Here is a 23295-nt window from a genome sequence, read left to right as displayed (position 1 = left end):
GATTTCTTTTCCCTTCTTATTTTGCGGGAGGAGGCCCCTGTGGGCGACGCATTACGAGGCTGTCGGCGGGATAGTTTGCCTTCAGCGAATCCATGTTTGCTTCGGCCCAACTGATAAGTATCTGTTTTTGGGCTTCAGTCAGCTTTGCACCAGAGTGTAGACCAAAATAAGTATAAGATGGTAACGGCATTTCACCTTCTTTAATCATCTCAATCGTTTCTTCAAATTTATGGTTTTGGTAGGCAATGGGTCGTGAGGTAAAATTGGAAAAGTTCAAATGCCGTTTTCCATCCACAACGTGATGATCCAAGAACCACGCCACCGGCTGAATGTTGGAATACCACGGGTATTCAGTTTTGTTACTATGGCAATCGTCGCAGGCTACTTTCAACGTGCTTTTTACTTCTTCGGGCATCGTGTATTTTGTCGAAACATCATACGTGCGGTCATCAGAGAGGTTTTTTTCGGGGTGAAAAAATTGGATTGCCACCAATACCACACCCAAGCCAATCAAGATTTTCTTTATCATAAGTTTAAAGAGGTTAAAAATGAAATAACATTCACCAAATCACAAAGATACCTTTCCCGACCTTCCAGAAAAATGACTTACGTTGCTAATCGTCACTTGACCAATTTTCACCGACCGAAGGCTAGAAAAAGGCATATCAATCCATTCCTCTTTTTTTAAATTCGCCATTCCGACGAGCATTTTAACCGACACTTATTGCCCAAAGGACTTAACATCAAAAGCGTTGTCAAACCTTAAAAAAACTGTCAAATCTTTGCGTTACTTTGTGACAAAAAACAATCTAAATGAAGCGCCTATTCTTCTTCCTTTTCAGTCTTACCTCCTACGCCCAACAGGCCGAGCTCTGGCTCACCAAAGCCGACCAATCGGTTTTGTTTCAAAAACAAACCGAAAAGTTTGCGTTTGGTCCAGAGGTGGGCACGTCGCCAAGCATTTATGTTGACGATACCAAGCGGTTTCAATCCATGGATGGGTTTGGGTATACACTCACGGGCGGGAGTGCCACACTTATCAATGGCCTGAAACCAGCAGAAAAGGCGGCATTGCTGAAAGAATTATTTGCCACCGATGCCAACAACATCGGCGTCAGTTATCTGCGCATCAGCGTCGGAGCATCCGATTTGAGCGACCATGTTTTTACCTACAACGACCTTTCTGCGGGCCAAACCGACCCCAAGCTGAACCGATTTTCGTTGGCGGAAGAACAAAAAGACCTTATTCCAGTATTAAAGCAAATTCTGGCCATCAATCCCCAAATCAAAATATTGGGTTCTCCTTGGACGCCGCCGTCTTGGATGAAAACCAACAATGATTCTAAAGGAGGAAGCCTCAAACCTGAGTTTTACGAGGCGTATGCGCGTTATTTGGTGAAATACGTGCAAGAAATGAAAAAACAGGGCATCCAAATTGACGCTCTGACGGTACAGAATGAACCATTGAACCCCGACAATAACCCCAGCCTGCTGATGCCGCAGGATGAGCAGGCAAACTTCATCAAAAAGAGCCTTGGGCCTGCTTTCAAAACCGCCAAACTCAACACCAAAATCATCATCTACGATCATAATGCCGACCGCCCCGACTATCCCATCAGCATCCTGAATGACCCCGATGCCCGCAAGTACATCGACGGTTCGGCTTTTCACCTGTACGGCGGCGGCATCGATGCACTGCGCGATGTGCATGAGGCACACCCTGACAAAAACCTTTATTTTACCGAACAGTGGCTCGGCGCACCCGCCAATTTCGGGGGAGATTTGCAATGGCACGTCAAAAATCTGCTCATTGGCGCACCACGCAATTGGAGCAAAACCGTTTTAGAATGGAATGTAGCCGCCGACCCCAACCAAGGCCCACACACTGACGGGGGCTGTACGGCCTGTTTGGGTGCCGTTACGATTGGCGAAACCGTCACCCGAAATCCGGCGTATTATATCATTGCCCACGCGGCTAAATTTGTGCGGCCCAATGCTGTCCGCATTGCCTCCAACGTGACCATGAGTCTGCCCAACGTAGCGTTTAAAACGCCCGATGGTAAAACGGTGCTGATTGTACTGAACGAAAGCGACAAACCAATGACGTTTAATATCCGCGCAAAAAACCGTCAAATCACACCCACGCTCAGCGGAAAAACCGTCGCCACTTTTATCTGGTAATACCCACAACGTGGCAGTTCCGCGCGGCGGGCTGTTTAGAAGCGCTATCCCATGGGGATTTTACACTACATTCACTTTCCTTTAAGAATGTCGGCAGGGAGAATATTTTCTAAACAGACATTTACTTAATTTTTTTCTTTAGTGGCCATCTTATTTTAAAATATTTTTTGAATAAAAAGATTTTTCAGGCATTTTTACAGAGACTTTCCGCCTGTATACACTATTTTAGTCGTTTAGATAACCTGACCCAATGAAACAACTTGACCGCAGAGTATTTTTAAAAACAACCTCATTGGCAGGCATTGGCACGCTAATTCACGCCAATGCGCTTGCCAACGAATTTCCCGTTGTGCGGGTCGCCGCTGGGCAACGTAAATTTAATAGCTCCGTCATTGAGGCCACGATAAGCCGCATGAAAGGCGTTATAAAAGACCCAGAATTGGCGTGGCTTTTTGAAAATTGTTTCCCTAACACTTTGGACACGACCGTTCATTTTAAACAAAAAGACGGTCGTCCCGATACATTCGTCATCACTGGTGACATCCACGCCATGTGGCTCCGCGACAGCACCGCGCAGGTGTGGCCGTATTTACCGTTGGTGACTAAGGATGATTCACTTAAACAACTCATTGCGGGTGTGGTCAACCGCCAAACGGAGTGCATTTTGATTGACCCGTACGCCAACGCGTTCAACGACGGCCCAGGCCACAGCGAATGGCTCAAAGACCACACCGACATGAAGCCCGAACTCCACGAGCGCAAGTGGGAGCTTGACTCCCTTTGCTACACGGTTCGGTTGGCGTATCACTACTGGAAAACCGCGAAAGACATCAGCGTTTTCGATGAAAAATGGCTAAAAGCAGCGCAGCTCATCATCAGCACCTGCCGCGTACAGCAACGCTTGAAAGGCCGTGGCCCTTACCGTTTTGGGCGCACCACATCATGGTCAACGGATACGGTGCCCGGTAACGGATACGGCAACAACACCAAACCCAACGGACTCATTCACAGCACTTTTAGACCTTCCGATGATGCCACACAATATCCTTTTTTGATTCCATCCAATTTATTTGCCGTCGTTTCTTTCCGTCAAATCGCGGAGATTGTGGAGCAAGTTTATAAGAATCAGGCATTTGCGAATGAGTGCAAAAGTTTTGCCAATGAAGTGGAACAAGCCATCAAGAAATACGCTGTTATCAACCATCCACAATTTGGTCCGATATACGCCATGGAAGTCGACGGATTCGGTAACTGCCTTTTTCAAGACGACGCCAACGTTCCCAATTTGCTTGGCTTGCCATATTTGGGCGCGGTGAATCCCAACGATAAAATCTACCAAAATACGCGTCGGTTTGTGTTGAGTGAGTCTAACCCTTATTTTTTCAAAGGCAAAGCCGCCGAAGGCATCGGTAGTCCGCATACGTTGGTGAACCAAATTTGGCCCATGAGCATCATCATGCGTGCCATGACGTCTAACGACGACGACGAAATTCTTGCCCAATTGCGTTTTCTAAAAAATACGCACGCCAAAACGGGATTTATGCATGAGTCGTTTGACAAAGACGATGCGAGTCAATTTACCCGCAAATGGTTTGCTTGGGCCAACACCCTTTTTGGAGAGTTATTGCTCAAAATTGAACGCGAGCGACCGCATCTATTGAGCAAAATATAATTCACGCAGAGACGCTAAGGCTCAGAGTAAATAAATCAAGATGACTATATCCAACATCTTTTTCCGCCAAAACCAATGAAAAAAAGTTTTCCTTTCTTACTAACGCTGCTGATTACACAAACGCTGGTTGCCCAACAGCATTCGGAGCAAAATCACAGCAAATACATGGCTCCTTCTGACCCACAGGTAAAACAGAAATTGAGCCAGTGGCAAAATGTCAAGTTTGGCCTATTGATGCACTGGGGCCTTTATAGCCAATGGGGCATTGTAGAAAGCTGGAGCCTTTGCCCCGAAGATGAAGGCTGGTGCGAACGCAAAGGGCCTTACAAAGACAATTGGTTTGAGTACAAAAAAGCCTACGAAAATCTGCAAAGCACGTTCAACCCTACGCAGTTTGCCCCCGAAAAATGGGCCGCCGCCGCCAAAAATGCAGGGATGAAATACGTGGTTTTTACGACCAAACACCACGACGGCTTTTGCATGTTTGACACCAAACAAACCGATTATAAAATCACCAAATCGCCTTTTGGGAGCAATCCCCGCAGCAATATCGCCAAAGAAGTATTCGGGGCGTTTCGCAATGAAGGCTTTATGGTAGGTGCGTATTTCTCCAAACCCGACTGGCACACCAACGATTATTGGTGGTCGTATTTCCCGCCCAAAGACCGCAACCCGTCGTACCATCCGGCCAAATATCCTCAAAAATGGGAGAGCTTCAAGAAGTTTACCTACAACCAAATTGAAGAATTGATGAGCGATTATGGCAAAATGGACATCCTCTGGCTCGACGGCGGTTGGGTGCGGCCTTTTAGCAGTATTGATACGACCGTTTCGTGGCAAAAAGCCATTCCGTTTGACCAAGACATCGACATGGCGCGCATTGCCAAAAGAGGCCGTGAACTTCAACCTGGCTTGTTGGTGGTAGACCGAACCGTGTCGGGCGAGTTTGAGAATTACGTGACGCCCGAGCACCAAATCCCTGACCATTACATGCCTATTCCGTGGGAAACCTGCATGACGATGGGCGATTCGTGGAGCTATATTCCCAAAGAAAACTTTAAATCAGCCCGTAAATTGATTCATATTTTGGCCGACATTGTTTCTAAAAATGGTAACTTGTTGCTCAACATTGCCCCTAGCCCAGACGGAGATTTTCATGCCGAAGCCTATCAACGCTTGGAAGAAATTGGAAAATGGATAAAAGTAAATGGTGAAGCTATTTACGAAACCCGAGGCGACAATGAAGTCGGCAAACAAGGCAAATGGGTCTTTACGCACAAAGGTGCCAACACAACCTACGCGATTTATCTTGCCGATGAAGGCGAGGCTTTGCCATCGAACATCGAAATTGGAAAGTTAAATTTAGATAAGACCGCCAAAATTTCACTCGTAGGAAATCCCGAAAACCTAAAATGGATCATGAAAGAAGGGAAAGTAGCCGTGCAGATTTCCGAAAAATTGGCGAAGAAAACGCCTAATAGTTATGCCTACGTTTTAAAAATTACAAAGTAAAGGATAGACTTTCTTACAAATACTACCCAACCTACAAACCAACACACATGCAATCAAGAAGACACTTCATCCGTTGGTCGGCGCTTAGCCTGCCCCTGCTTTCATTCAGCAAGGCATTTTCTAAGAAAATCGCCGTGACAAAACCCATCGTTGTTTCCACATGGGACAGTGGCCTACCCGTCAACGCCGTGGCCTGGAAAGTATTGAAACAACCCAACGGGCGTGCACTCGACGCCGTGGAAGCTGGCGCGCGCTCCATCGAAGATACCATCAACTGCTGCGTAGGTTTGGGCGGCAATCCCGACCGGGAAGGAAAAGTCACCTTGGATGCCTGCATCATGGACGACAAATTTAACTGCGGCTCAGTAATGGCGCTCCAACACATCAAACACCCGATTTCGGTGGCGCGAAAAGTAATGGAAAACACCCCGCACGTCCAGCTTGTAGGCGATGGTGCACTGCAGTTTGCGTTGGAAAGCGGTTTTCAGAAAGAACCCGATAAGCTTTCGGCCGATGCTGAAAAAACGTATAAAGAATGGCTAAAAAAATCTGAATACAAGCCTGTTATCAACATCGAACAGCAACAAAGCAAAGGCCAAAAAGCCAAAGGTGGCCCATTTGCCCCCAACTTTTTTGACGACGGCACACCCAACCACGACACCATGGGAACCATTGCGATGGATGCTGCGGGCAACCTGTCGGGCGCGTGTACAACCAGCGGCATGGCCTTCAAAATGCACGGCCGCGTAGGCGACTCTCCCATCATCGGCTCAGGATTGTACGTTGACAATGAAGTAGGTGCCGCCACTGGTTCAGGCCAAGGCGAAGAGGTCATTCGCGTAGCGGGAACATTCCTCATTGTGGAGATGATGCGCATGGGTAAAAGCCCCGAAGAGGCCTGCAAAATTGCCGTGGAGCGCATTGTAAAAATCAACCCGACCAAAGCCAAAGATTTTCAGGTAGGATTCATCGCCATCAATAAGCAAGGCGAATACGGCGCGTACTCTATTCACCACGGCTTCAATTACTCCGTCACCCACACCAATGACGGCGGTAAGGTATTTATGGCGAAGAGTATTTTTCCGAAAGGCTAATTTTTGCCACGTTTTTTACTGATCTCTGTGTAGCTCCATGTTTCCTCTGTGGTTAAAAACCACCTCCTAACCCATGAAAAAATACTTTTTTCTATTCTTTATCTATCAATCAGTTTTTGCCCAGGACTGGCTCGTTGCGCCCATTGCTCAAAAGAGCGAAGTGAAACTTTTGAAAAATGGCAAAATTATTGAAATTAGCAACGGGCTCATTGCCCGCCAAATTCAGATTTCGCCCAATGCCGCCACTGTCAGCTACAAAAATCTGGCGACCAACGAGCAGTTTGTGCGGTCGGTGCGCCCCGAAGCCCGCGTAACGCTCAACGGCAAAACATACAACGTGGGCGGGCTGTATGGTCAGAAGGAACATGCTTATTTGTTGGAAGAATGGACGGACGCGTTTAGTGGAAATTCGACTGATTTTCAGTTTGTTCGCCACGAAATTGTCGCTATAAAACCGCATTTTGAGTGGAAGCCTACCACGTGGACGTCCAACAAAAACCTTCCCACGGGCAGAGGCGTGGTTCTGTATTTTGCCTCAAACAACGCCGAGCTGAAAGGCGTAGAGGTAGCCGTGCATTATGAAATATTTGACGGAATTCCTGTATTGGAAAAATGGGTAACGATTGAAAACAAGTCAGGAAACGAGCTAAAAATCAATCAGGTAGTCAACGAGATTTTGGCCACGCCCGAGGAAGAATCGGCGGTGGTGGGCAAGCCCGAAAAGATGAAAAAGCCGCATAAGCTCTACATCGAAAATAATTTTGCCTACAACAACGCCATGCGCTACGAGCTATCGGACCAAGCCACGCACTGGAAAATCGACAGCAGCTATACCTCGCAAGTCAATTATTACCTCGAGACCCCCTGCGTGGTGGAAGTGTATCCGATGTTGGGCGTGGGCATCGATTTGGCGGCCAAAGAATCTTACATCTCCATTCGTTCATACGAATTGTTATTGGACTCCTACGACCGCGAGCGCAACGGTTTAGCGCGTCGTAAAATGTACCGCATGCTGTTTCCGTGGACGACCCAAAACCCCATTTTTATGCACCTCATCAGCACGGAGCCAGAAAAGGTCAAAAGCGTGATTGACCAGTGTGCCGAAACGGGTTACGAAATGGTTATTTTGAGTTTTGGCAGCGGCCTCAACATGGAAGACGCCTCCGATGCCAACATTCAAAAATTCAAGTCATTAGCCGATTACGCCCACAGCAAAGGCATTAAACTAGGCGGATATTCGCTCTTCAGCAGTCGCCGAATTGACGACGAAAACGACGTAATTGACCCCGTTACGGGCTTACCGGACAAAGCCGCGTTCTTTGGTCACGCGCCTTGTTTGGCGAGTAAATGGGGCATCAATTACCTAAAAAATATAAAGAAATTTATCGCCGAAACAGGCTTTGATTTACTCGAACACGACGGCCCCTACCCCGGCGACGTGTGCGCTTCGACCAAACACCCAGGCCACAAAGGATTGGACGACTCGCAGTGGGTACAAATGTCGATGCAAAAAGAATTGTATCAGTGGCTCAATGGCCGTGGCGTGTACATCAATGCGCCCGATTGGTACTTTCTGGACGGTTCACACAAGATTGCATTGGGCTACCGTGAAGTAAATTTCTCGTTATCGAGGGCACAGCAAAAAATCCTCAATCGGCAGAATATCTATGACGGGTTGTGGGAAAAAACGCCGTCGATGAGCTGGGGGTTTGTGCCACTTACTAAATACCAAGGCGGCACTGCCGACGCGGTATTGGAGCCACTGAGCGAGCACCTGACCGACTACAAACAACTCATGATGCAGTACTACGGCGCGGGCGTGCAAGCCTGCTACCGAGGCCCACGCCTGTACGATACCGATGCCACCAAACAGGTGGTAAAAGAAACCATTGAATGGTATAAAAAATACCGCGACATCCTCAATTCCGACATTCTCCACCTGCGTCGCCCCGACGGACGTGATTGGGACGGCATCATGCACGTAAATCCAGCGTTGAAAGAAAAGGGATTGATGATGGTGTATAATCCCCTGAAAGAAGCCATTACCAGAAAAATAAAACTGCCGCTCTACTACACTGGTTTGAGCAAAGAAGCCATGATTCGCACGCAAGAAGGCAAAGCGGCAAAGTATGTATTGGATAGAAATTACAACGCCGAAATTACCGTCACTATTCCTGCCGAAGGCTATACGTGGCTGGTGGTGGAATAATGTATGCCTCTAATGCAACGAATAAACCCTTTCAGGGTGACACTTTACGTTATTTCAATGAAACAGCTACCTACCTTTCTCTTTTGCCTTTTTTCCGCCATTGCTTTGGCCCAGGCCCCCGTTGAGCTTAAATGGTGGAAACCCTCCGACAGTCCGTTTGCCGTCATTGATGGGCAGGCGTGGTCGGGAGAAATGCGCGATACAATCCAGCGTTTTCCGCCAAGGGCCGAAAATATCGTTCGGAAAGCCGTTTGGAATCTGTCGCGCAACAGCGCAGGGCTTTCGATTCGGTTTGTGAGCGATGCCCCGCAAATCATTGTTCGTTATAAAGTAACGGGCAACGCCGCCATGCCGCACATGCCCGCTACGGGCGTCAGCGGGGTAGATTTATACGGCCTTGACAGCGACGGAAATTGGCATTGGGCAAACGGAAAGTACAGTTTTAAAGATACGGTTCAGTACAATTTTGACAAACTCAAACCCAACGACAATTACCATAAACTAGGCCGCGAATACCGCCTGTTTCTGCCATTGTACAACAGCGTCAGAGACCTAGAGATTGGCGTGCCCAACGGCAGCATTTTTACAGTTCTGCCGCAACGGATGGAAAAACCCATCGTGGTCTACGGCACTTCCATTGCGCAGGGTGCGTGTGCCTCGCGCCCAGGCATGGCTTGGACAAATATTCTAGCTCGCAAACTCGACCGAACGGTGATTAATCTGGGTTTTTCAGGAAACGGACGCCTGGAAAAGGAGGTTATTGACCTCATCAATGAAATCGACGCTAAGGCATTTGTGTTGGATTGTTTACCGAATCTGATTTACCCCATTGTTGAACGTAAAGAGTTACAAAAGCGAATCATTGAATCGGTCAAAACCCTGCGCGCCAAACACCCCTATACACCCATTTTACTCACTGAGCACGACGGCTACACCGACGGCTACCTAATGCCGCATCGTCAGCCACTGTTTGAAGATGCCAACCAAGATTTGCGCGAAGCCTTTGCTCAATTGACGAACGAAAAAGTGTCTAACATTTACCTATTGCCCATCTCTGAAATTGGGATTGACCACGAAGGAATGGTGGACGGAACCCACCCCAACGATTTGGGTATGATGCGTTATGCGGTCGCGTATGAAAACAAGTTGCGCGAAATCTTGCAACAACCCGTTGGCACGCTTAAGACGCAAATTCCCGTGCAGCACAACCGCGAACCAGGCAGCTACAATTGGGAAGAACGACACAACGCAATCCTAAAACTCAATCAGACTGAGCCGACCAAAGTGCTAATGATTGGCAATTCAATCACGCACAATTGGGGCGGCAAACCCCTCAACAACCGCATTAAAGGAGCGGAAGCTTGGCAAAAGTACCTCGAACCCTTTCAGCCCCGTAATTTCGGTTTTGGCTGGGACAGGGTTGAAAATGTACTGTGGCGCGTTTATCACGACGAACTGGACGGAATTTCGCCCGAAAAAATCATTATTAACATCGGTACAAATAACCTCCACCTCAACACCGACGACGAAATTATTCAAGGCCTAAAACTCTTGGTGCAGGCCATTAAGAACCTACAACCCAAAGCTAAAATCACGCTTTTGGGCATCTATCCGCGCCGTGAGCAGGAAACCCGGGTAACAGCTTTAAACAAAGGCATTCAGGCGTTGACCAAATCCATAGGCGTTGGTTACGCCGATATTGGCAAATCACTATTATTGAAAACTGGCAAAATAGACGAAAAGATGTTTTCCGACGGCTTGCATCCCAACGCGGCAGGTTATGAACTTTTAGGCAAAGAATTACAACCCATTTTAAAAGAAAATTAACCCTTCAACAAACCACCCCATTATGAAAAAAAACGCTATTTACGTTGCACTCTTTCTATTGGCAATTCTAAATTCTTTCGCACAAACCAAGTCCAAAGAATTTAAAGTAGTGGGCTATTACGTTCCTTCGATTCCTGCCGAACAAATCCCGATTGACTTACTCACGCACATCAATTTTGCCTTTGCCATTCCTGCCAAAACGGGCGATACACTAGAACCTTTGAGAGACCCCGAGCCGTTGAAAAAATTGGTCAGTTTTGTACATAAGTACAAAAAGGAGGTTTTCATTTCCATCGGTGGCTGGGGCATTGGTGATGGCGGCGGCGATGATACGCGCTTTCATAAAATGGCCGAACGCCCCGAAGGACGGCACACATTTGTCAAAAATGTAATGAAATTCGTCCGTACCTATAACGTAGACGGCGTGGATTTGGACTGGGAATACCCCGACGAAGACAGCCGCTCGGCCGATGATTACGTGGCATTAGTCAATGAATTGGGCGATTCGCTCCATGCCAAAGGCAAAAAACTGACCGCTGCGGTGATTTCGTACGGCAAAAAAGGCTACGGCATGAAAAAAGAAGCCTTGGATAAAATGGACTGGATCAACCTCATGGCCTACGACGACGACTACGGCCCGAGCTACATCAAAGCGCATTCGCCTTATTCTTTGGCCATCAAAAGTCTAGATTATTGGACGAAAGAAAGACAAATCCCCGTCAACAAAACTCTTTTAGGATTGCCGTTTTACTCCAAAAAAGGAATGGGGAACTACGGGCCAGATTACAAATCCCTGCTCAAAGACGGTGCCAGTCCGTTGGACGATTATTGGAAAGGAGCTTTCTACAACGGCACGTTGACCATCGAACAAAAAACCCGGATGGCCAAAGAGCGCGGTTGCGGCGGTGTGATGATATGGGAAATTTCCTGCGACACCAACGACGAATATTCCCTTTTGAAAGCCATTAAACGCGGCGCTCAATAGTTTACTCTGTGTCTCTCCGTCTCTCTGTGGTTTAAAACTATGAAATCATTCCCTTTATTCATACTCTTACTGTTGTGTTTCTACGAAAGTAGTTCGCAAACCAACGATGTTTGGCAAATTACGTATCTAAGAAAAAACAACGGGAAAGTACCGCCCAATCAAGACCCGATTATTGTATTAGCATCGGCCTCGGGGACGAGCGTCTCGTCAGAAAAAACCATCAAAGGCGAGACTAAAACACCTTTTGAAATCAGCTTTGTGGACCGAACCGATAACAGCCTCTATCAAATTGCGTTTTTCGCCAACGGCAAAACCCTCATGACGCAGGACAGCAAAGCATTGGCAGAGCAAAAAATTGAATTGCTACCAGAAACACAAGTGATTTTAGGGTACACCTGCAAAAAAGCCACGACCGTTGTCAACTCCAACCGCATCGACCTTTGGTACACCGAAGAGCTAAAAGTAAAAGGTGCGCCCTCCGCATTGGGGCAAAATTTAGGATTGGTTTTGAAAATGGTACGCAACGGCAACAGCGAAACCGAAGCCGTGAAGATTGAAAAAAACACCGCTTGGGCGGCCAAAAACCAACTTCCTCAACCCAATCCACAGCGGGTAGACGCCCTTACGTACAAGGACGAACTTTGGAAAAGTCGATTTATTCAACTGCCCGTTTTCAGTCACCAAATCATCAATTTTTCGGATTCGGTTCATGCCACCAACGAAGTGGTTCGGTTTGCTCACGGTACCGTGATTGCCAAAAAAGTAAAATTCCCGAACGTGGGTGCCAGCTCAAATATTTTTCTAGAACTTTCGCAGTACTCCAACGGCGACGCCTACGACCGCACAGGCTCAGTGTTTATGATTCCAACCCAACGTAAACTATCGTTTTTGGACGCCCTGCAAAAATCGGTGAAAGAATTGCCCATTTACGAAAACGGCAATGGAAAACAGTACCAAGGAGTTGTACAAACGCCTGATTATCTGCCTGTACTGGAGTTGATGCGGTTTTTTACGCCTTTTGGCGTGCGTCAGTACAATTATTTGCAACTCAAAAACAAAACTTGGGGCGATTCCACTTATTACCGCCAAGACATCAGCGACTTGCTGCCCGCCTACAACGGTCAGGAAGTGTGGGTAGCGGTTTTTATCGGTAATTACGACAAAGGCGGCCATAAAGTAAGTCTCAATTTTTCTGTTCACCCCAACGAACGCCCCGCTGCCAAGCAGCAAGCCCGAATCGTGCCGCTTTTCAACACGACCAACGTCATGGAAATGGCAGGACAGGAATACGGAACGATGTTCAACAACGAAAAAGGTTTACAAGTGACCTTCGATGTCCCCGAAGGGGCCAAAAACCTAAAACTCCGCTACATCACAACTGGCCACGGCGGCTGGGGCAACGGCGACGAATTTGTACCCAAAGCCAATACAATCTCCGTAGACGGCCGACAGGTTTTTACCATCACGCCTTGGCGCGCCGACTGCGGCAGTTATCGACTGGTCAATCCTGCTTCGGGCAATTTCAACAACGGACTCTCGTCTTCTGACCTGAGCCGCTCCAACTGGTGCCCGGGCACGGTAACCAACCCGATTTGGATAGAATTGGGCAACCTACCCGCCGGCAAGCATACCCTCCAAGTCCACATACCACAGGGCCTCCCCGAAGGCGGTAGCTTCAGCGCATGGAACGTATCTGGTGCACTAATGGGCGAATGGTAGAACGGCGTAAAACGGCACGAAGGTAACTTTCTTGCGTACATTTCGTTACCTTCGTGCATTTATTTGCCTCATTTCCCATGCGCATGATTTCCCCAAACAAGCTTTTGCTACTTACGCCTCCGTTTACCCAACTCAATACCCCGTACCCGGCTACCGCCTATATCAAGGGTTTTTTGAACACGTTGGGCGTGCCGTCGTGGCAGGCAGATTTGGGCATTGAGGTCATTTTAGCGCTTTTTTCTCCCCAGGGCCTTACCCAATTGTTTGACGCCCTCGACCGCGCCGAGCATGACATAGAACTATCGGACAATGCCTTTCGCATTTATAGTCTTCGCGACGAGTACATTACGACCATTGAGCCCGTAATTCTTTTTTTACAGAACAAAAATCCCACGCTCGCTCACAGCATTTGTGACCGTACGTATCTGCCCGAAGCTTCTCGTTTCAAAGAAGTAGAAGACCTCGAATGGGCTTTTGGCACCATGGGCACGCAAGACAAAGCCCGTCACTTGGCCACGCTGTATTTGGAAGATTTGGGGGATTTTATTCAGGAAAGCATCGACCCGCATTTCGGGTTCAGTCGCTATGCGGAGCGTTTGGGTCGCACGGCTACGCATTTTGATGAAATGCAGGCTTCGCTGCAAGCACCCGATACGCTGATTACGACGCTGTTGACGGAATTGCTCGACCAAAAAATTAAGATGTTTGCGCCGACGGTCGTTTGCTTGACCGTACCATTTCCAGGCAATCTTTTCGGGGCTCTTAAATGCGGTCAATATCTAAAAAAACACTATCCCGACGTCAAAATCGTGATGGGAGGTGGGTTTTGTAACACCGAACTCCGCTCGCTTTCAGACCCGCGCGTGTTTGAGTACGTCGATTATGTTTGCCTCGATGACGGGGAAGCACCTTTGCGCTCGCTGTTGGAGTATCTGGAACAAAAACGGCCGTTGGAAAAACTTAAGCGTATTTTTTCCGTTGTGGATAACCAAGTGGTTTTCCACAACGGAGCTTCCGAGAAAGACGTAGCCCAGCGCGAAACGGGCACGCCCGATTACGCCGATTTGAAGTTGATGGATTATTTGTCAGTCATTGAGATTGTCAATCCGATGCACCGGCTCTGGAGCGACGGGCGGTGGAATAAACTCACTTTGGCGCACGGTTGTTACTGGGGAAAATGCTCTTTTTGCGATATTTCGCTTGATTACATCAAAAACTACGAGCCACTCACGGCCTCGCTCATCTGCGACCGCATCGAAGAAATCATTCAGAAAACCAAACAAAACGGTTTTCATTTCGTGGACGAAGCGGCGCCGCCAGCGCTCTTGCGGGATGTAGCCATCGAAATCATTCGTCGGAAATTGACCGTCGTTTGGTGGACCAATATTCGTTTTGAAAAGAATTTCACGCACGATTTGTCCATTCTCTTGAAGGCTTCTGGCTGCATTGCCATGTCGGGAGGGTTGGAAGTAGCGTCGGACCGGTTGTTGGAAAAAATGAAAAAGGGCGTAACCGTAGGGCAGGTAGCCCGCGTCACCGACGGTTTTACGCAGGCGGGTATCATGGTTCATGCCTATTTGATGTACGGTTTTCCGACCCAAACCGCGCAGGAAACCGTTGATTCACTAGAAATGGTGCGGCAATTATTCCAAAATGGCGTGTTGCAATCAGGCTTTTGGCACCGTTTTGCCATGACCTCACATAGCCCCGTGGGTTTGCACCCCGAAGCCTTTGATGTACAGCAAATCGGTCCCGATTTCGGCGGTTTTGCCGACAATGACCTCTACCACGATGACCCAACGGGGGCCAATCACGACCTGTTTGGGGAGGGTTTGCGCAAGTCACTGTTCAATTATATGCACGGCGTAGGGTTTGAGATTCCACTCAATAAGTGGTTTCCGTTCAAAGTACCTTCCACCACCATTCCGCCCAACTACATTCAAAAGCAAATTACCCAATACGAAGATTCGGTTCGTAAAAATGCGTTTGTGGTTTGGTTGGGAAACCTGCCTTCCTTGGCACATTTTGAGGTAAAACAAGGTAAAAAAACGGTGCATATGGCCGAACTTCATTTTTACCACAAAAAGCACGATTTGGTACTTGAAGTACCTGCGGCAATGGGAGATTTTTGGATGGAGATATTTCCAAAAATTGCGATTACTAACTTCGAGAAGCCTTTCCTGTATCAACAGTTACAAAACGATTTTGAAAACGCGCCATTCGGAAGTTTTGACGCTTTTTGCAAGACAACCGCTTGGAAGCAATTGCGCGAGAATGGATTATTAATTCTGTAATTTGTTATCGCTCCTGACTTCTGTCCCTCACGCCAATTTCAGTCCAACCACCAAGCCCCACATCAGCAAAAAGCTGATTAACAGCGAGATATTCACCAATACGCCCGCAATACGCGAGTCGTAATTAAGCTCATCGGCAAAGGGAAGAATCGTCATACCAATCGGGAGAATAACACAGACCAACAGCACATTACGGGCAAGCGTAGGCTCGGGAATCAATACGTACAAAAGCAAAACCGCGATAAAACCGCAGGCATAACGAATCGTGAGGACCTTTACCACTGCCCACACCTGACTTCGCTCCAACGAAAAACTCATATAAATCCCCATGAGCAGCAACACAAGCGGCTTGTTGGCCTTGGCCAATACATCCAAAAAATCATAAGCAACTACTGGCAACTCTATTTTTAAGGCATTGATGGTCAAGCCAATGAACATCGCCTGCAACGGCGGCAATTGAATCACTTTTTTCAACACTCTTCCGTAGTTCACCCCTCCTTCGCCCTTCACCGCAAAATAACTCCCTACGGAATAAACCAAGCCAAAGGTGATGATGGTATTGCCGATGTCAAACATCGCCACGTACACCAACCCTTCGCGCCCCCAAATACCCTCAATGATGGGAAACGCAAAAAGCCCTACGTTCAGGCCACCACACGACATGGTAAGCACGCCGCGCAGCCGATTGGGATAATCCTTAAACCAAACCCACCCTACCAACGTCATGACAACTCCCAAGGCAATGCAAATCAACGGAATAAGAAAAAGCGTAGGTTCAAATTTGATGCGAAGCATACTGACAATCATCAGCGCGGGAAAAGTGGTGTGCATCAAAAATTTTGAAATAGCTTTGCCATCCTGCTCGGTTACAAAATCAAATTTTTTAATCAAAAAACCCATCGTCGCAATGCCGAGGGTGATTAAGAATACACTGTTGGTTTGATTCATTTGAACGGGATGGGAAGATTCTTTTACTTTAAAATACAAAAGTAATAAAGGGATAACTAGTCTTTCTTAAAACTTTGAAAAGTATAATTTTTTATCATTTTTTCAGAATCACTTTTCTCACCATAAACTCGTTCAACCCGGGGCTTATTCTTGATTCTTTACAATCTATTTTTTGTTAAGTACAATTCGGCAACGTTGCCGATAACGTTTGCATAAAAATATCGGTCAAAATCATTGACAAACAACTAAAATAAAGATAAACTCAATCCGTCGGTTGCTAACTCCCTACAAAGAGTTGGTAACTAGCTCTAACTGAAAAATACAATTTTAATTTTTTATGCATCCTTCATTCGAAAAAGTACTGGTCGCCGACGATGACCTTCCGTGGGAAACCGTCGATGAGAAAATAAAGCGTAAAGTCATGTCATACACCAATGAGTTGATGTTGGTAAAAGTTGCTTTTAAACAGGGAGGGATTGGAACAATTCACCAACACCCCCATTTACAAATCAGCTACGTGGCCAGCGGCGTGTTTGAAGTGACCATCGGTGACCAAACCCGAAACTTAAAAGAGGGAGACGTTTATTTTGTTCCTTCCAACGTATTACACGGAGCCATTTGCTTGGAAGAAGGTTTGTTGATTGATGTTTTTAATCCCATGCGTGAAGATTTTGTCTAACTATCAGCTATAAACTGAGTCATACTATCCTATGAAACACCTACTATTTTATTCATTTATCCTGGCCGTCAGTCATTCACTCATTGCCCAAAAAACACCTTATTCGGTTCGGATGGCCGAATCAGTGATGAGTTGGCACAAAGATTCCATTACGGTCAAGGAAGGGAAACCCGCGGGCTGGGATTACGAGCAGGGTTTGATTTATAAAGCCATCGAAAAAGTATGGAACCGCACTGGCGACGGTAAGTATTTTGAGTATGTGGTGCGGGATATAAACCGCTACGTCCAAAAAGACGGCAGCATTCGTACCTATAAATACGACGATTTCAACCTCGACAATATCCCGACGGGACGCGCGCTGTTGACAATCTACCAACAAACCCAGCCCGACAAAGAAAAATACCGCAAAGCCGCTGATTTGTTGTGGAAACAAATTGAAAACCAGCCCCAAACCAAAGAAGGCGGTTACTGGCACAAAAAGCGCTACCCCAATCAAATGTGGCTCGACGGGCTGTTTATGGCCGAGCCTTTTTCGGCCGAGTATAGCCTAATTTTCAACCATCCAGCGCATTTTAACGACATTGCAAAACAGTTTGCGCTGATTGAGAAATACGCCGTTGACCCAAAAACAGGGCTCGTTTATCACGCATACGACGAAAGCAAATCCGAAAAATGGGCCGACCCAAAAACGGGCCTCTCGCCGCATTTCTGGAGTCGGGCCATCGGCTGGTATGCCATGGCATTGGTCGATGTATTGGATTATTTTCCCCAGACTCACCCTGAGCGCGCCAATCTCGTCAAATACCTGCAACGTTTAGCCCCCGCACTTGTCAAGTATCAAGATGCCAAGTCGGGCGTATGGTACCAGATGACCACCCAAGGTACGCGCAAAGGCAATTATTTTGAAGCCTCCGCTTCGTGCATGTTTGTGTATGCATTGGCCAAAGGCGTACGCATGGGATATTTGCCCCAAACCTATTTGCCCGCCGCCCAAAAAGGCTACGCAGGCATCCTCAAAGAATTTGTGGAAGAAGGCGCCAACGGCACGATTAACCTCAACAAAACGGTGAGTGTAGGTGGTCTCGGCGGCACACCTTACCGCGACGGAAGCTATGAATATTACCTTAGCGAGCCCATTCGTAAAAATGACCTGAAAGGCGTAGGGCCATTCATCTTTGCCAGCGTCGAAATGGAAATTGCCGCCGAAAACAGCCTTGGCAAAGGCAAAACCGTCGCCACAGATTATTATTTCAACCGAGAGTTTCGCAAAGATTGGAACGGGCAGGAAGAACAGTTTCACTACACTTGGGAAGACCCCATGCATTCAGGATTCAAGGTGTGGGGAAATATTTTCCGTGATTTAGGCGCAAAAACCACGGCCATCCAATCCGCCCCAACGGCCAAAAATCTCAAAAACGTAGACGTTTACATCATCGTAGACCCCGACACGAAAAAAGAAACGGCTCATCCTAATTTCATTCAAGACACCGACATCCAGCAAATCAGTAATTGGGTAAAGGCTGGCGGAACGCTCGTGCTGATGGCCAACGACACCGCCAACTGTGAGCACAAAAATTTCAACCGTTTGGCCAATGAATTCGGCATTCAGTTTTTGCCCAAAAACGTGAATATGGTACAAGGCACGCAATGGGAGCAGGGACGCATCGACATTCCAGCGGGAAATCTAATCTTCAAAAATACCAAGGCTGTTTACATCAAAGAGTTGGCGCCGCTCAACTTAAAAGCTCCCGCGCAAGGAATTCTGAGCCATAAAGGAGACGTGATTATCGGCGTAGCCAAAGTAGGAAAAGGAACGGTGTTTGCCGTGGGCGACCCGTGGCTGTACAATGAATATACCGATGGTCGCCGTATTCCAGTCGTTTATGAAAACTTTTCGGCTGCCAAAGATTTAGCTACGTGGCTACTTTCTGCCAAAAAATAGCCGTCCCCTAAAACCAGTCAACCAATACGGCACCATGACATATCTATCTAAAATTGAATTAAAACAGCTTCATAACCGACCGAATTTAGTCGTTCCTGACGAATCTGTTTTTGAATTACCCGAAAAAGTACTGCAATTCGGCACCGGCGTTTTGTTGAGGGGATTGCCCGATTATTTGATTGACAAGGCCAATCGGCAAGGTATTTTCAACGGCCGAATCGTAGTGGTCAAATCGACCGATGGCGGCGATGCCACCGCTTTTGACGAGCAAGACAGCCTCTATACGCTGTGTGTTAGAGGGGTTGAACTGGGCCAAAACGTCGAAGAAAATATCGTTTGTTCGGCCATCAGCCGCGTGTTGTCGGCCAAATCGCAATGGCAGCGTATTTTAGATTGTGCCAAGAACCCCGAACTGCAAATCATCATTTCCAACACCACCGAGGTAGGGATTCAACTCACGCAGGATGATATTTCTGCCACTCCGCCCGCGTCATTCCCCGGGAAATTGCTGGCGTTTTTATACGCCCGATTTCAGGCTTTCGGCGGCAGCAAAGCCTCAGGGTTGGTGATTGTGCCTACTGAACTGATTACCGACAACGGCACTAAACTAGAGTCCATCGTCATCGAATTGGCCCACCGCAACGGGTTAGAGTCCAGTTTTCTGGATTGGCTCGAAAGCGCCAACCATTTTTGTAACTCATTGGTAGACCGAATCGTACCTGGCAAACCTGACGCCGATACTCATAAAGAACTTACGCAAGAATTGGGCTACGAAGACAGACTGCTCACCATGAGCGAGGTATTTAGACTGTGGGCTATCGAAGGCAACGAACACGTAAAACAGGTACTTTCTTTTCACAAAGCCGACGATGGTGTTTTTGTTGAGCCTGATATTAACCTCTTTCGCGAACTTAAACTGCGACTACTGAACGGCACCCATACTTTGAGCAGCGGCTTAGCCTATTTAGCCGGATTTGACAACGTCATTGGTGCAATGCAAAACGAAACGATGTCGGCGTATATCAGCAATCTGATGATGGCCGAATTGGGTCTGGCGATTCCTTACCCCATGGACGAAAAAAGCCCGCAGCGTTTTGGAATGCAGGTATTGGACCGCTTTCGTAATCCACACCTCAACCATCAATGGCTCAGCATTACGCTCAATTATACCTCAAAAATGAAACTGCGTAATGTTCCAACGCTTCTTCGCTATTACGATGTTTTCAACTGCGTACCTGAATATTTTTCGTTGGGTTTTGCGGCCTATTTGTGTTTTATGAAATCGGTTGCCAAAGAGCGTTTTGTCTATTTTGGCGAGCGAGATGGGCAACTCTATCCTATTCAGGACGAAAAAGCGGAGTATTTTTATCAACAATGGCAACAAAATACATCTGCTCAATTGGTTGAATTGGTGCTGCAAAACAAAACGCTCTGGGACACCGACCTTACTTTATTACCAGGTTTTGCCCAAAGTGTAACAGAAAACGTAGAAAATATGCTTGAAAATGGGGTAAAATCCACGATTGAAGCCTTTTTTTATAAGAATACCACCCCATACGTAGAAATTAACGCGACTCTCTAACCATCTAGCTATACTAAAATGTTGGTCACTAAAACTTTTTTAGACGAAGACTTTTTGCTGCAAACCGACGCGGCACGCACGCTTTATCATGAGTTTGCGAAACAGATGCCCATCATTGATTACCACAATCACTTGCCGCCCGACCAAATCGTTAACGATAAAAACTTTGAGAATTTAACGCAGATTTGGCTCTACGGCGACCACTACAAGTGGCGAGGAATGCGTACCAACGGAGTAGACGAGAGCTACTGTACGGGCGACAAAAGTGATTATCAAAAGTTTGAAAAATGGGCTGAAACCGTTCCGTATACCCTTCGAAATCCGCTTTACCACTGGACACATTTGGAGTTGCAGCGTTATTTTGACGTTCACGATATTTTGAGCCCTAAAACGGCCCGAAAAATCTACGATGAGTGCTCCGAAAAACTCCGCACGCCCGATTATTCGGTGCGAAATCTGTTGCGTAAAATGAACGTCGAAGTCGTCTGTACCACCGACGACCCACTGGATTCGCTAGAATACCATCAGCAATTGAAAAACGAAGGCACTTTTGAAATTCAAATGCGTCCCGCTTTTCGTCCCGACAAATTTATTTTAATCGGTAATCCAAACTTTGCGGGTTTCATCCAAAAACTAGCCACTATTGTAGGTTTTGAAATCACATCGTACGACGATTTGACCAAAGCCCTACGCGCCCGGGCTGACTTTTTCGCTTCCTTAGGTTGTTTGTTGTCTGACCACGGTCTGGAACAATTATACGCGGCTGATTTTACGCCCGAAGATGCCAACGCGATTTTCAAAAAAGCATTGGCGGGCCAAACCATCACCTCGGCGGAGCAGGTATTGTACCAATCCGCGATTTTGCACTACCTCGGCACCATGTACCACGAACTGGGCTGGACGCAGCAATTCCACATCGGTGCATTGCGCAACAACAATACCCGCGCGCTGCGTCTGCTTGGTCCCGATACGGGCTGGGATTCCATCGGCGACTGGTCGCAGGCAATGGCTTTGTCTAAATTTTTAGGCCGTTTGGATGAATACAACCAATTGGCAAAAACCATCATTTATAACCTCAACCCTGCCGACAACGAAGTGATTGCCACCATGATTGGTAATTTCAACGACGGCTCAGTAGCGGGAAAAATCCAGTTCGGCTCGGGTTGGTGGTTTATGGACCAGAAAGACGGCATGGAAAGACAAATGAATGCGCTGTCGAACATGGGGCTGTTGAGTCGCTTCGTCGGAATGCTCACCGATTCACGTTCGTTTTTATCGTTTCCTCGTCACGAGTATTTCCGTCGTATTTTGTGTAATATGTTCGGCAACGACATCGAAAATGGCGAATTGCCCAATGATACCGAGTGGATTGGACAGGTAGTTCAGAATATTTGCTACAATAACGCCAAGCAATATTTCGGATTTTAAGAATCTGTCGGGTTGGTTTTAGGGCGCGTGTGAGGGCGGTTTTGAGAAACCGCCCTCACGGATGCTGATGGTTTTGAGAAACCATCAGCACGTATTAAACCAACACTACATGTCAAACAGATGCTATTACTTAATTAAACAATTGATAACCAAAAGAATACACCCTTGCGTACAGGAAATACTATTTGTTGTTTTGGAGAATTACTATTGCGTTTTTCACCGCAACTCAATGGTGAGTGGATTAAACAGGCTAACATGCCCGTTTTTGTCGGCGGTGCCGAACTCAACGTAGCCAATGCCCTCGCCAATTGGAAAGTGCCGGTACGCTACAGCACAGTTTTACCCGAAAACCAACTCTCGACCGAAATCGAAGCCTATATTGAGGAAAAAGGGATTGAAACATCTGGCATTCGACATTTTGGGTCGCGCATCGGTGCGTATTATTTGCCACAGGGCGCAGATTTAAAAAACGCTGGCGTGATTTATGACAGGGCTTTTTCTTCGTTTTCAGAATTAAAAGTGGGCAAAGTAGATTGGGAACAGATTTTGGAAGGTTGCTCGTGGTTTCATTTTAGCGCCATCAGCCCCGCCCTCAACCAAGATGTAGCAGATGCCTGTCTGGAAGCATTACAGGTAGCTTCGCGCTTGGGCATCACCATTTCTGTAGATTTAAACTACCGCGCCAAACTATGGCAGTTTGGTAAAAAACCCGTCGAAATCATGCCCGCCTTGGCGCAGTACTGCGACGTAATCATGGGTAATATCTGGGCCGCTAATACACTTTTGGGGATTCCAGTTGACAAAACGGTGGAGCAAAATCCTACGCAGGAGAAGTATTTGGCCCACAGCATTGCCACTGCCGAAAATATTCAGGCGACATTCCCGAAATGCAAAGTCGTGGCCAATACCTTCCGTTTTGACGCGTTCGAAGAAGGAATTCAGTATTATACCACTTTGTTCAAAGACGGCATACAGTACGTTTCCCCCGAATTTACCACCCAGAAAGTGGTGGATAAAGTAGGCAGCGGCGATTGTTTTATGGGCGGTCTTATTTATGGCCTACACCACCAACACGCTCCGCAAGACATCATTGATTTTGCGGCAGCGGCGGCGTTTGGCAAATTGCAGGAATACGGCGATGCCTCGCAGCAAACCGTAGAAAAAGTAAAAGAAACGTTAAACAACGTTTTGAGTGAGAATTAATGTAAACAACAACGATATCA

The 23295-nt window shown here is 47.1% G+C and carries 16 protein-coding genes; 14 read left to right on the top strand and 2 right to left on the bottom strand.

Annotated features, from left to right (window positions below):
- Positions 1-16 precede the first annotated feature (16 nt).
- A complete protein-coding gene (locus DVG78_RS26565; protein ID WP_114464032.1) occupies positions 17-529 on the bottom strand; it encodes a heme-binding domain-containing protein in 513 nt (170 codons plus the stop codon).
- A 284-nt stretch (positions 530-813) separates the two neighbouring features.
- Here DVG78_RS26565 and DVG78_RS26560 point away from each other — a divergent pair, with 284 nt between their 5' ends.
- The 9 genes from DVG78_RS26560 (at position 814) to DVG78_RS26520 (ending at position 15493) form a co-directional block, all read left to right on the top strand.
- Entirely contained in the window at positions 814-2181 is a 1368-nt protein-coding gene (locus DVG78_RS26560; RefSeq protein ID WP_114464031.1) for a glycoside hydrolase family 30 protein, read from the top strand.
- 250 nt (positions 2182-2431) lie between these two features.
- Complete coding sequence (locus DVG78_RS26555; protein ID WP_114464030.1) at positions 2432-3853, top strand: glycoside hydrolase family 125 protein; 1422 nt, start codon at positions 2432-2434, stop codon at positions 3851-3853.
- A 75-nt stretch (positions 3854-3928) separates the two neighbouring features.
- Positions 3929-5365 (top strand): alpha-L-fucosidase, encoded by a 1437-nt coding sequence (locus DVG78_RS26550; RefSeq protein WP_114464029.1) that lies wholly within the window; start codon positions 3929-3931, stop codon positions 5363-5365.
- Positions 5366-5412: 47 nt separating this feature from the next.
- On the top strand, positions 5413-6459 hold the full coding sequence (locus DVG78_RS26545; protein WP_114464028.1) for an isoaspartyl peptidase/L-asparaginase family protein: 1047 nt from the start codon (positions 5413-5415) through the stop codon (positions 6457-6459).
- A 73-nt stretch (positions 6460-6532) separates the two neighbouring features.
- The gene (locus tag DVG78_RS26540; RefSeq protein ID WP_114464027.1) at positions 6533-8668 is read left to right on the top strand and encodes a glycoside hydrolase family 36 N-terminal domain-containing protein; all 2136 of its coding nucleotides are present in this window, start codon (positions 6533-6535) and stop codon (positions 8666-8668) included.
- A 57-nt stretch (positions 8669-8725) separates the two neighbouring features.
- Positions 8726-10495 carry an SGNH/GDSL hydrolase family protein gene (locus tag DVG78_RS26535; RefSeq protein ID WP_114464026.1) on the top strand — a complete coding sequence of 590 codons (1770 nt, stop codon included), beginning with the start codon at positions 8726-8728 and terminating at the stop codon, positions 10493-10495.
- Between the two features lie 22 nt (positions 10496-10517).
- Positions 10518-11480 carry a glycosyl hydrolase family 18 protein gene (locus DVG78_RS26530; RefSeq protein WP_114464025.1) on the top strand — a complete coding sequence of 321 codons (963 nt, stop codon included), beginning with the start codon at positions 10518-10520 and terminating at the stop codon, positions 11478-11480.
- A gap of 39 nt (positions 11481-11519) precedes the next feature.
- Entirely contained in the window at positions 11520-13199 is a 1680-nt protein-coding gene (locus DVG78_RS26525; protein WP_114464024.1) for a PNGase F N-terminal domain-containing protein, read from the top strand.
- 77 nt (positions 13200-13276) lie between these two features.
- A complete protein-coding gene (locus tag DVG78_RS26520; protein ID WP_114464023.1) occupies positions 13277-15493 on the top strand; it encodes a B12-binding domain-containing radical SAM protein in 2217 nt (738 codons plus the stop codon).
- A 27-nt stretch (positions 15494-15520) separates the two neighbouring features.
- On the opposite strand, the gene DVG78_RS26515 is transcribed toward DVG78_RS26520, so the two are convergent.
- Positions 15521-16441 (bottom strand): AEC family transporter, encoded by a 921-nt coding sequence (locus DVG78_RS26515; protein WP_114464022.1) that lies wholly within the window; start codon positions 16439-16441, stop codon positions 15521-15523.
- A gap of 337 nt (positions 16442-16778) precedes the next feature.
- Here DVG78_RS26515 and DVG78_RS26510 point away from each other — a divergent pair, with 337 nt between their 5' ends.
- The 5 genes from DVG78_RS26510 to DVG78_RS26490 all read left to right on the top strand — a co-directional run bounded on the left by DVG78_RS26510 (position 16779) and on the right by DVG78_RS26490 (position 23275).
- Positions 16779-17120, top strand: a complete 342-nt coding sequence (locus DVG78_RS26510; protein WP_114464021.1) for a cupin domain-containing protein — start codon at positions 16779-16781, stop codon at positions 17118-17120.
- A gap of 31 nt (positions 17121-17151) precedes the next feature.
- A complete protein-coding gene (locus DVG78_RS26505) occupies positions 17152-19062 on the top strand; it encodes a glycoside hydrolase family 88 protein (RefSeq protein ID WP_114464020.1) in 1911 nt (636 codons plus the stop codon).
- Positions 19063-19096: 34 nt separating this feature from the next.
- Complete coding sequence (locus DVG78_RS26500; protein ID WP_114464019.1) at positions 19097-20644, top strand: tagaturonate reductase; 1548 nt, start codon at positions 19097-19099, stop codon at positions 20642-20644.
- Positions 20645-20662: 18 nt separating this feature from the next.
- Entirely contained in the window at positions 20663-22072 is a 1410-nt protein-coding gene (gene uxaC / locus DVG78_RS26495) for a glucuronate isomerase (protein ID WP_114464018.1), read from the top strand.
- A 165-nt stretch (positions 22073-22237) separates the two neighbouring features.
- Complete coding sequence (locus DVG78_RS26490) at positions 22238-23275, top strand: sugar kinase (protein WP_114464017.1); 1038 nt, start codon at positions 22238-22240, stop codon at positions 23273-23275.
- Positions 23276-23295 lie beyond the last annotated feature (20 nt).

Source organism: Runella aurantiaca (genome assembly GCF_003339505.1).
Lineage (GTDB): Bacteria > Bacteroidota > Bacteroidia > Cytophagales > Spirosomataceae > Runella > Runella aurantiaca.
The sequence above is the reverse complement of the archived record's forward strand: the minus strand, read 5'-3'. Positions and strand labels throughout refer to the sequence as shown.

What these genes read in the sequence shown, in the direction of transcription:
- DVG78_RS26565 (WP_114464032.1), bottom strand. Translation starts at nt 529, where the DNA reads ATGATAAAGAAAATCTTGATTGGCTTGGGTGTGGTATTGGTGGCAATC.
- DVG78_RS26560 (WP_114464031.1), top strand. Translation starts at nt 814, where the DNA reads ATGAAGCGCCTATTCTTCTTCCTTTTCAGTCTTACCTCCTACGCCCAA.
- DVG78_RS26555 (WP_114464030.1), top strand. Translation starts at nt 2,432, where the DNA reads ATGAAACAACTTGACCGCAGAGTATTTTTAAAAACAACCTCATTGGCA.
- DVG78_RS26550 (WP_114464029.1), top strand. Translation starts at nt 3,929, where the DNA reads ATGAAAAAAAGTTTTCCTTTCTTACTAACGCTGCTGATTACACAAACG.
- DVG78_RS26545 (WP_114464028.1), top strand. Translation starts at nt 5,413, where the DNA reads ATGCAATCAAGAAGACACTTCATCCGTTGGTCGGCGCTTAGCCTGCCC.
- DVG78_RS26540 (WP_114464027.1), top strand. Translation starts at nt 6,533, where the DNA reads ATGAAAAAATACTTTTTTCTATTCTTTATCTATCAATCAGTTTTTGCC.
- DVG78_RS26535 (WP_114464026.1), top strand. Translation starts at nt 8,726, where the DNA reads ATGAAACAGCTACCTACCTTTCTCTTTTGCCTTTTTTCCGCCATTGCT.
- DVG78_RS26530 (WP_114464025.1), top strand. Translation starts at nt 10,518, where the DNA reads ATGAAAAAAAACGCTATTTACGTTGCACTCTTTCTATTGGCAATTCTA.
- DVG78_RS26525 (WP_114464024.1), top strand. Translation starts at nt 11,520, where the DNA reads ATGAAATCATTCCCTTTATTCATACTCTTACTGTTGTGTTTCTACGAA.
- DVG78_RS26520 (WP_114464023.1), top strand. Translation starts at nt 13,277, where the DNA reads ATGCGCATGATTTCCCCAAACAAGCTTTTGCTACTTACGCCTCCGTTT.
- DVG78_RS26515 (WP_114464022.1), bottom strand. Translation starts at nt 16,441, where the DNA reads ATGAATCAAACCAACAGTGTATTCTTAATCACCCTCGGCATTGCGACG.
- DVG78_RS26510 (WP_114464021.1), top strand. Translation starts at nt 16,779, where the DNA reads ATGCATCCTTCATTCGAAAAAGTACTGGTCGCCGACGATGACCTTCCG.
- DVG78_RS26505 (WP_114464020.1), top strand. Translation starts at nt 17,152, where the DNA reads ATGAAACACCTACTATTTTATTCATTTATCCTGGCCGTCAGTCATTCA.
- DVG78_RS26500 (WP_114464019.1), top strand. Translation starts at nt 19,097, where the DNA reads ATGACATATCTATCTAAAATTGAATTAAAACAGCTTCATAACCGACCG.
- uxaC (WP_114464018.1), top strand. Translation starts at nt 20,663, where the DNA reads ATGTTGGTCACTAAAACTTTTTTAGACGAAGACTTTTTGCTGCAAACC.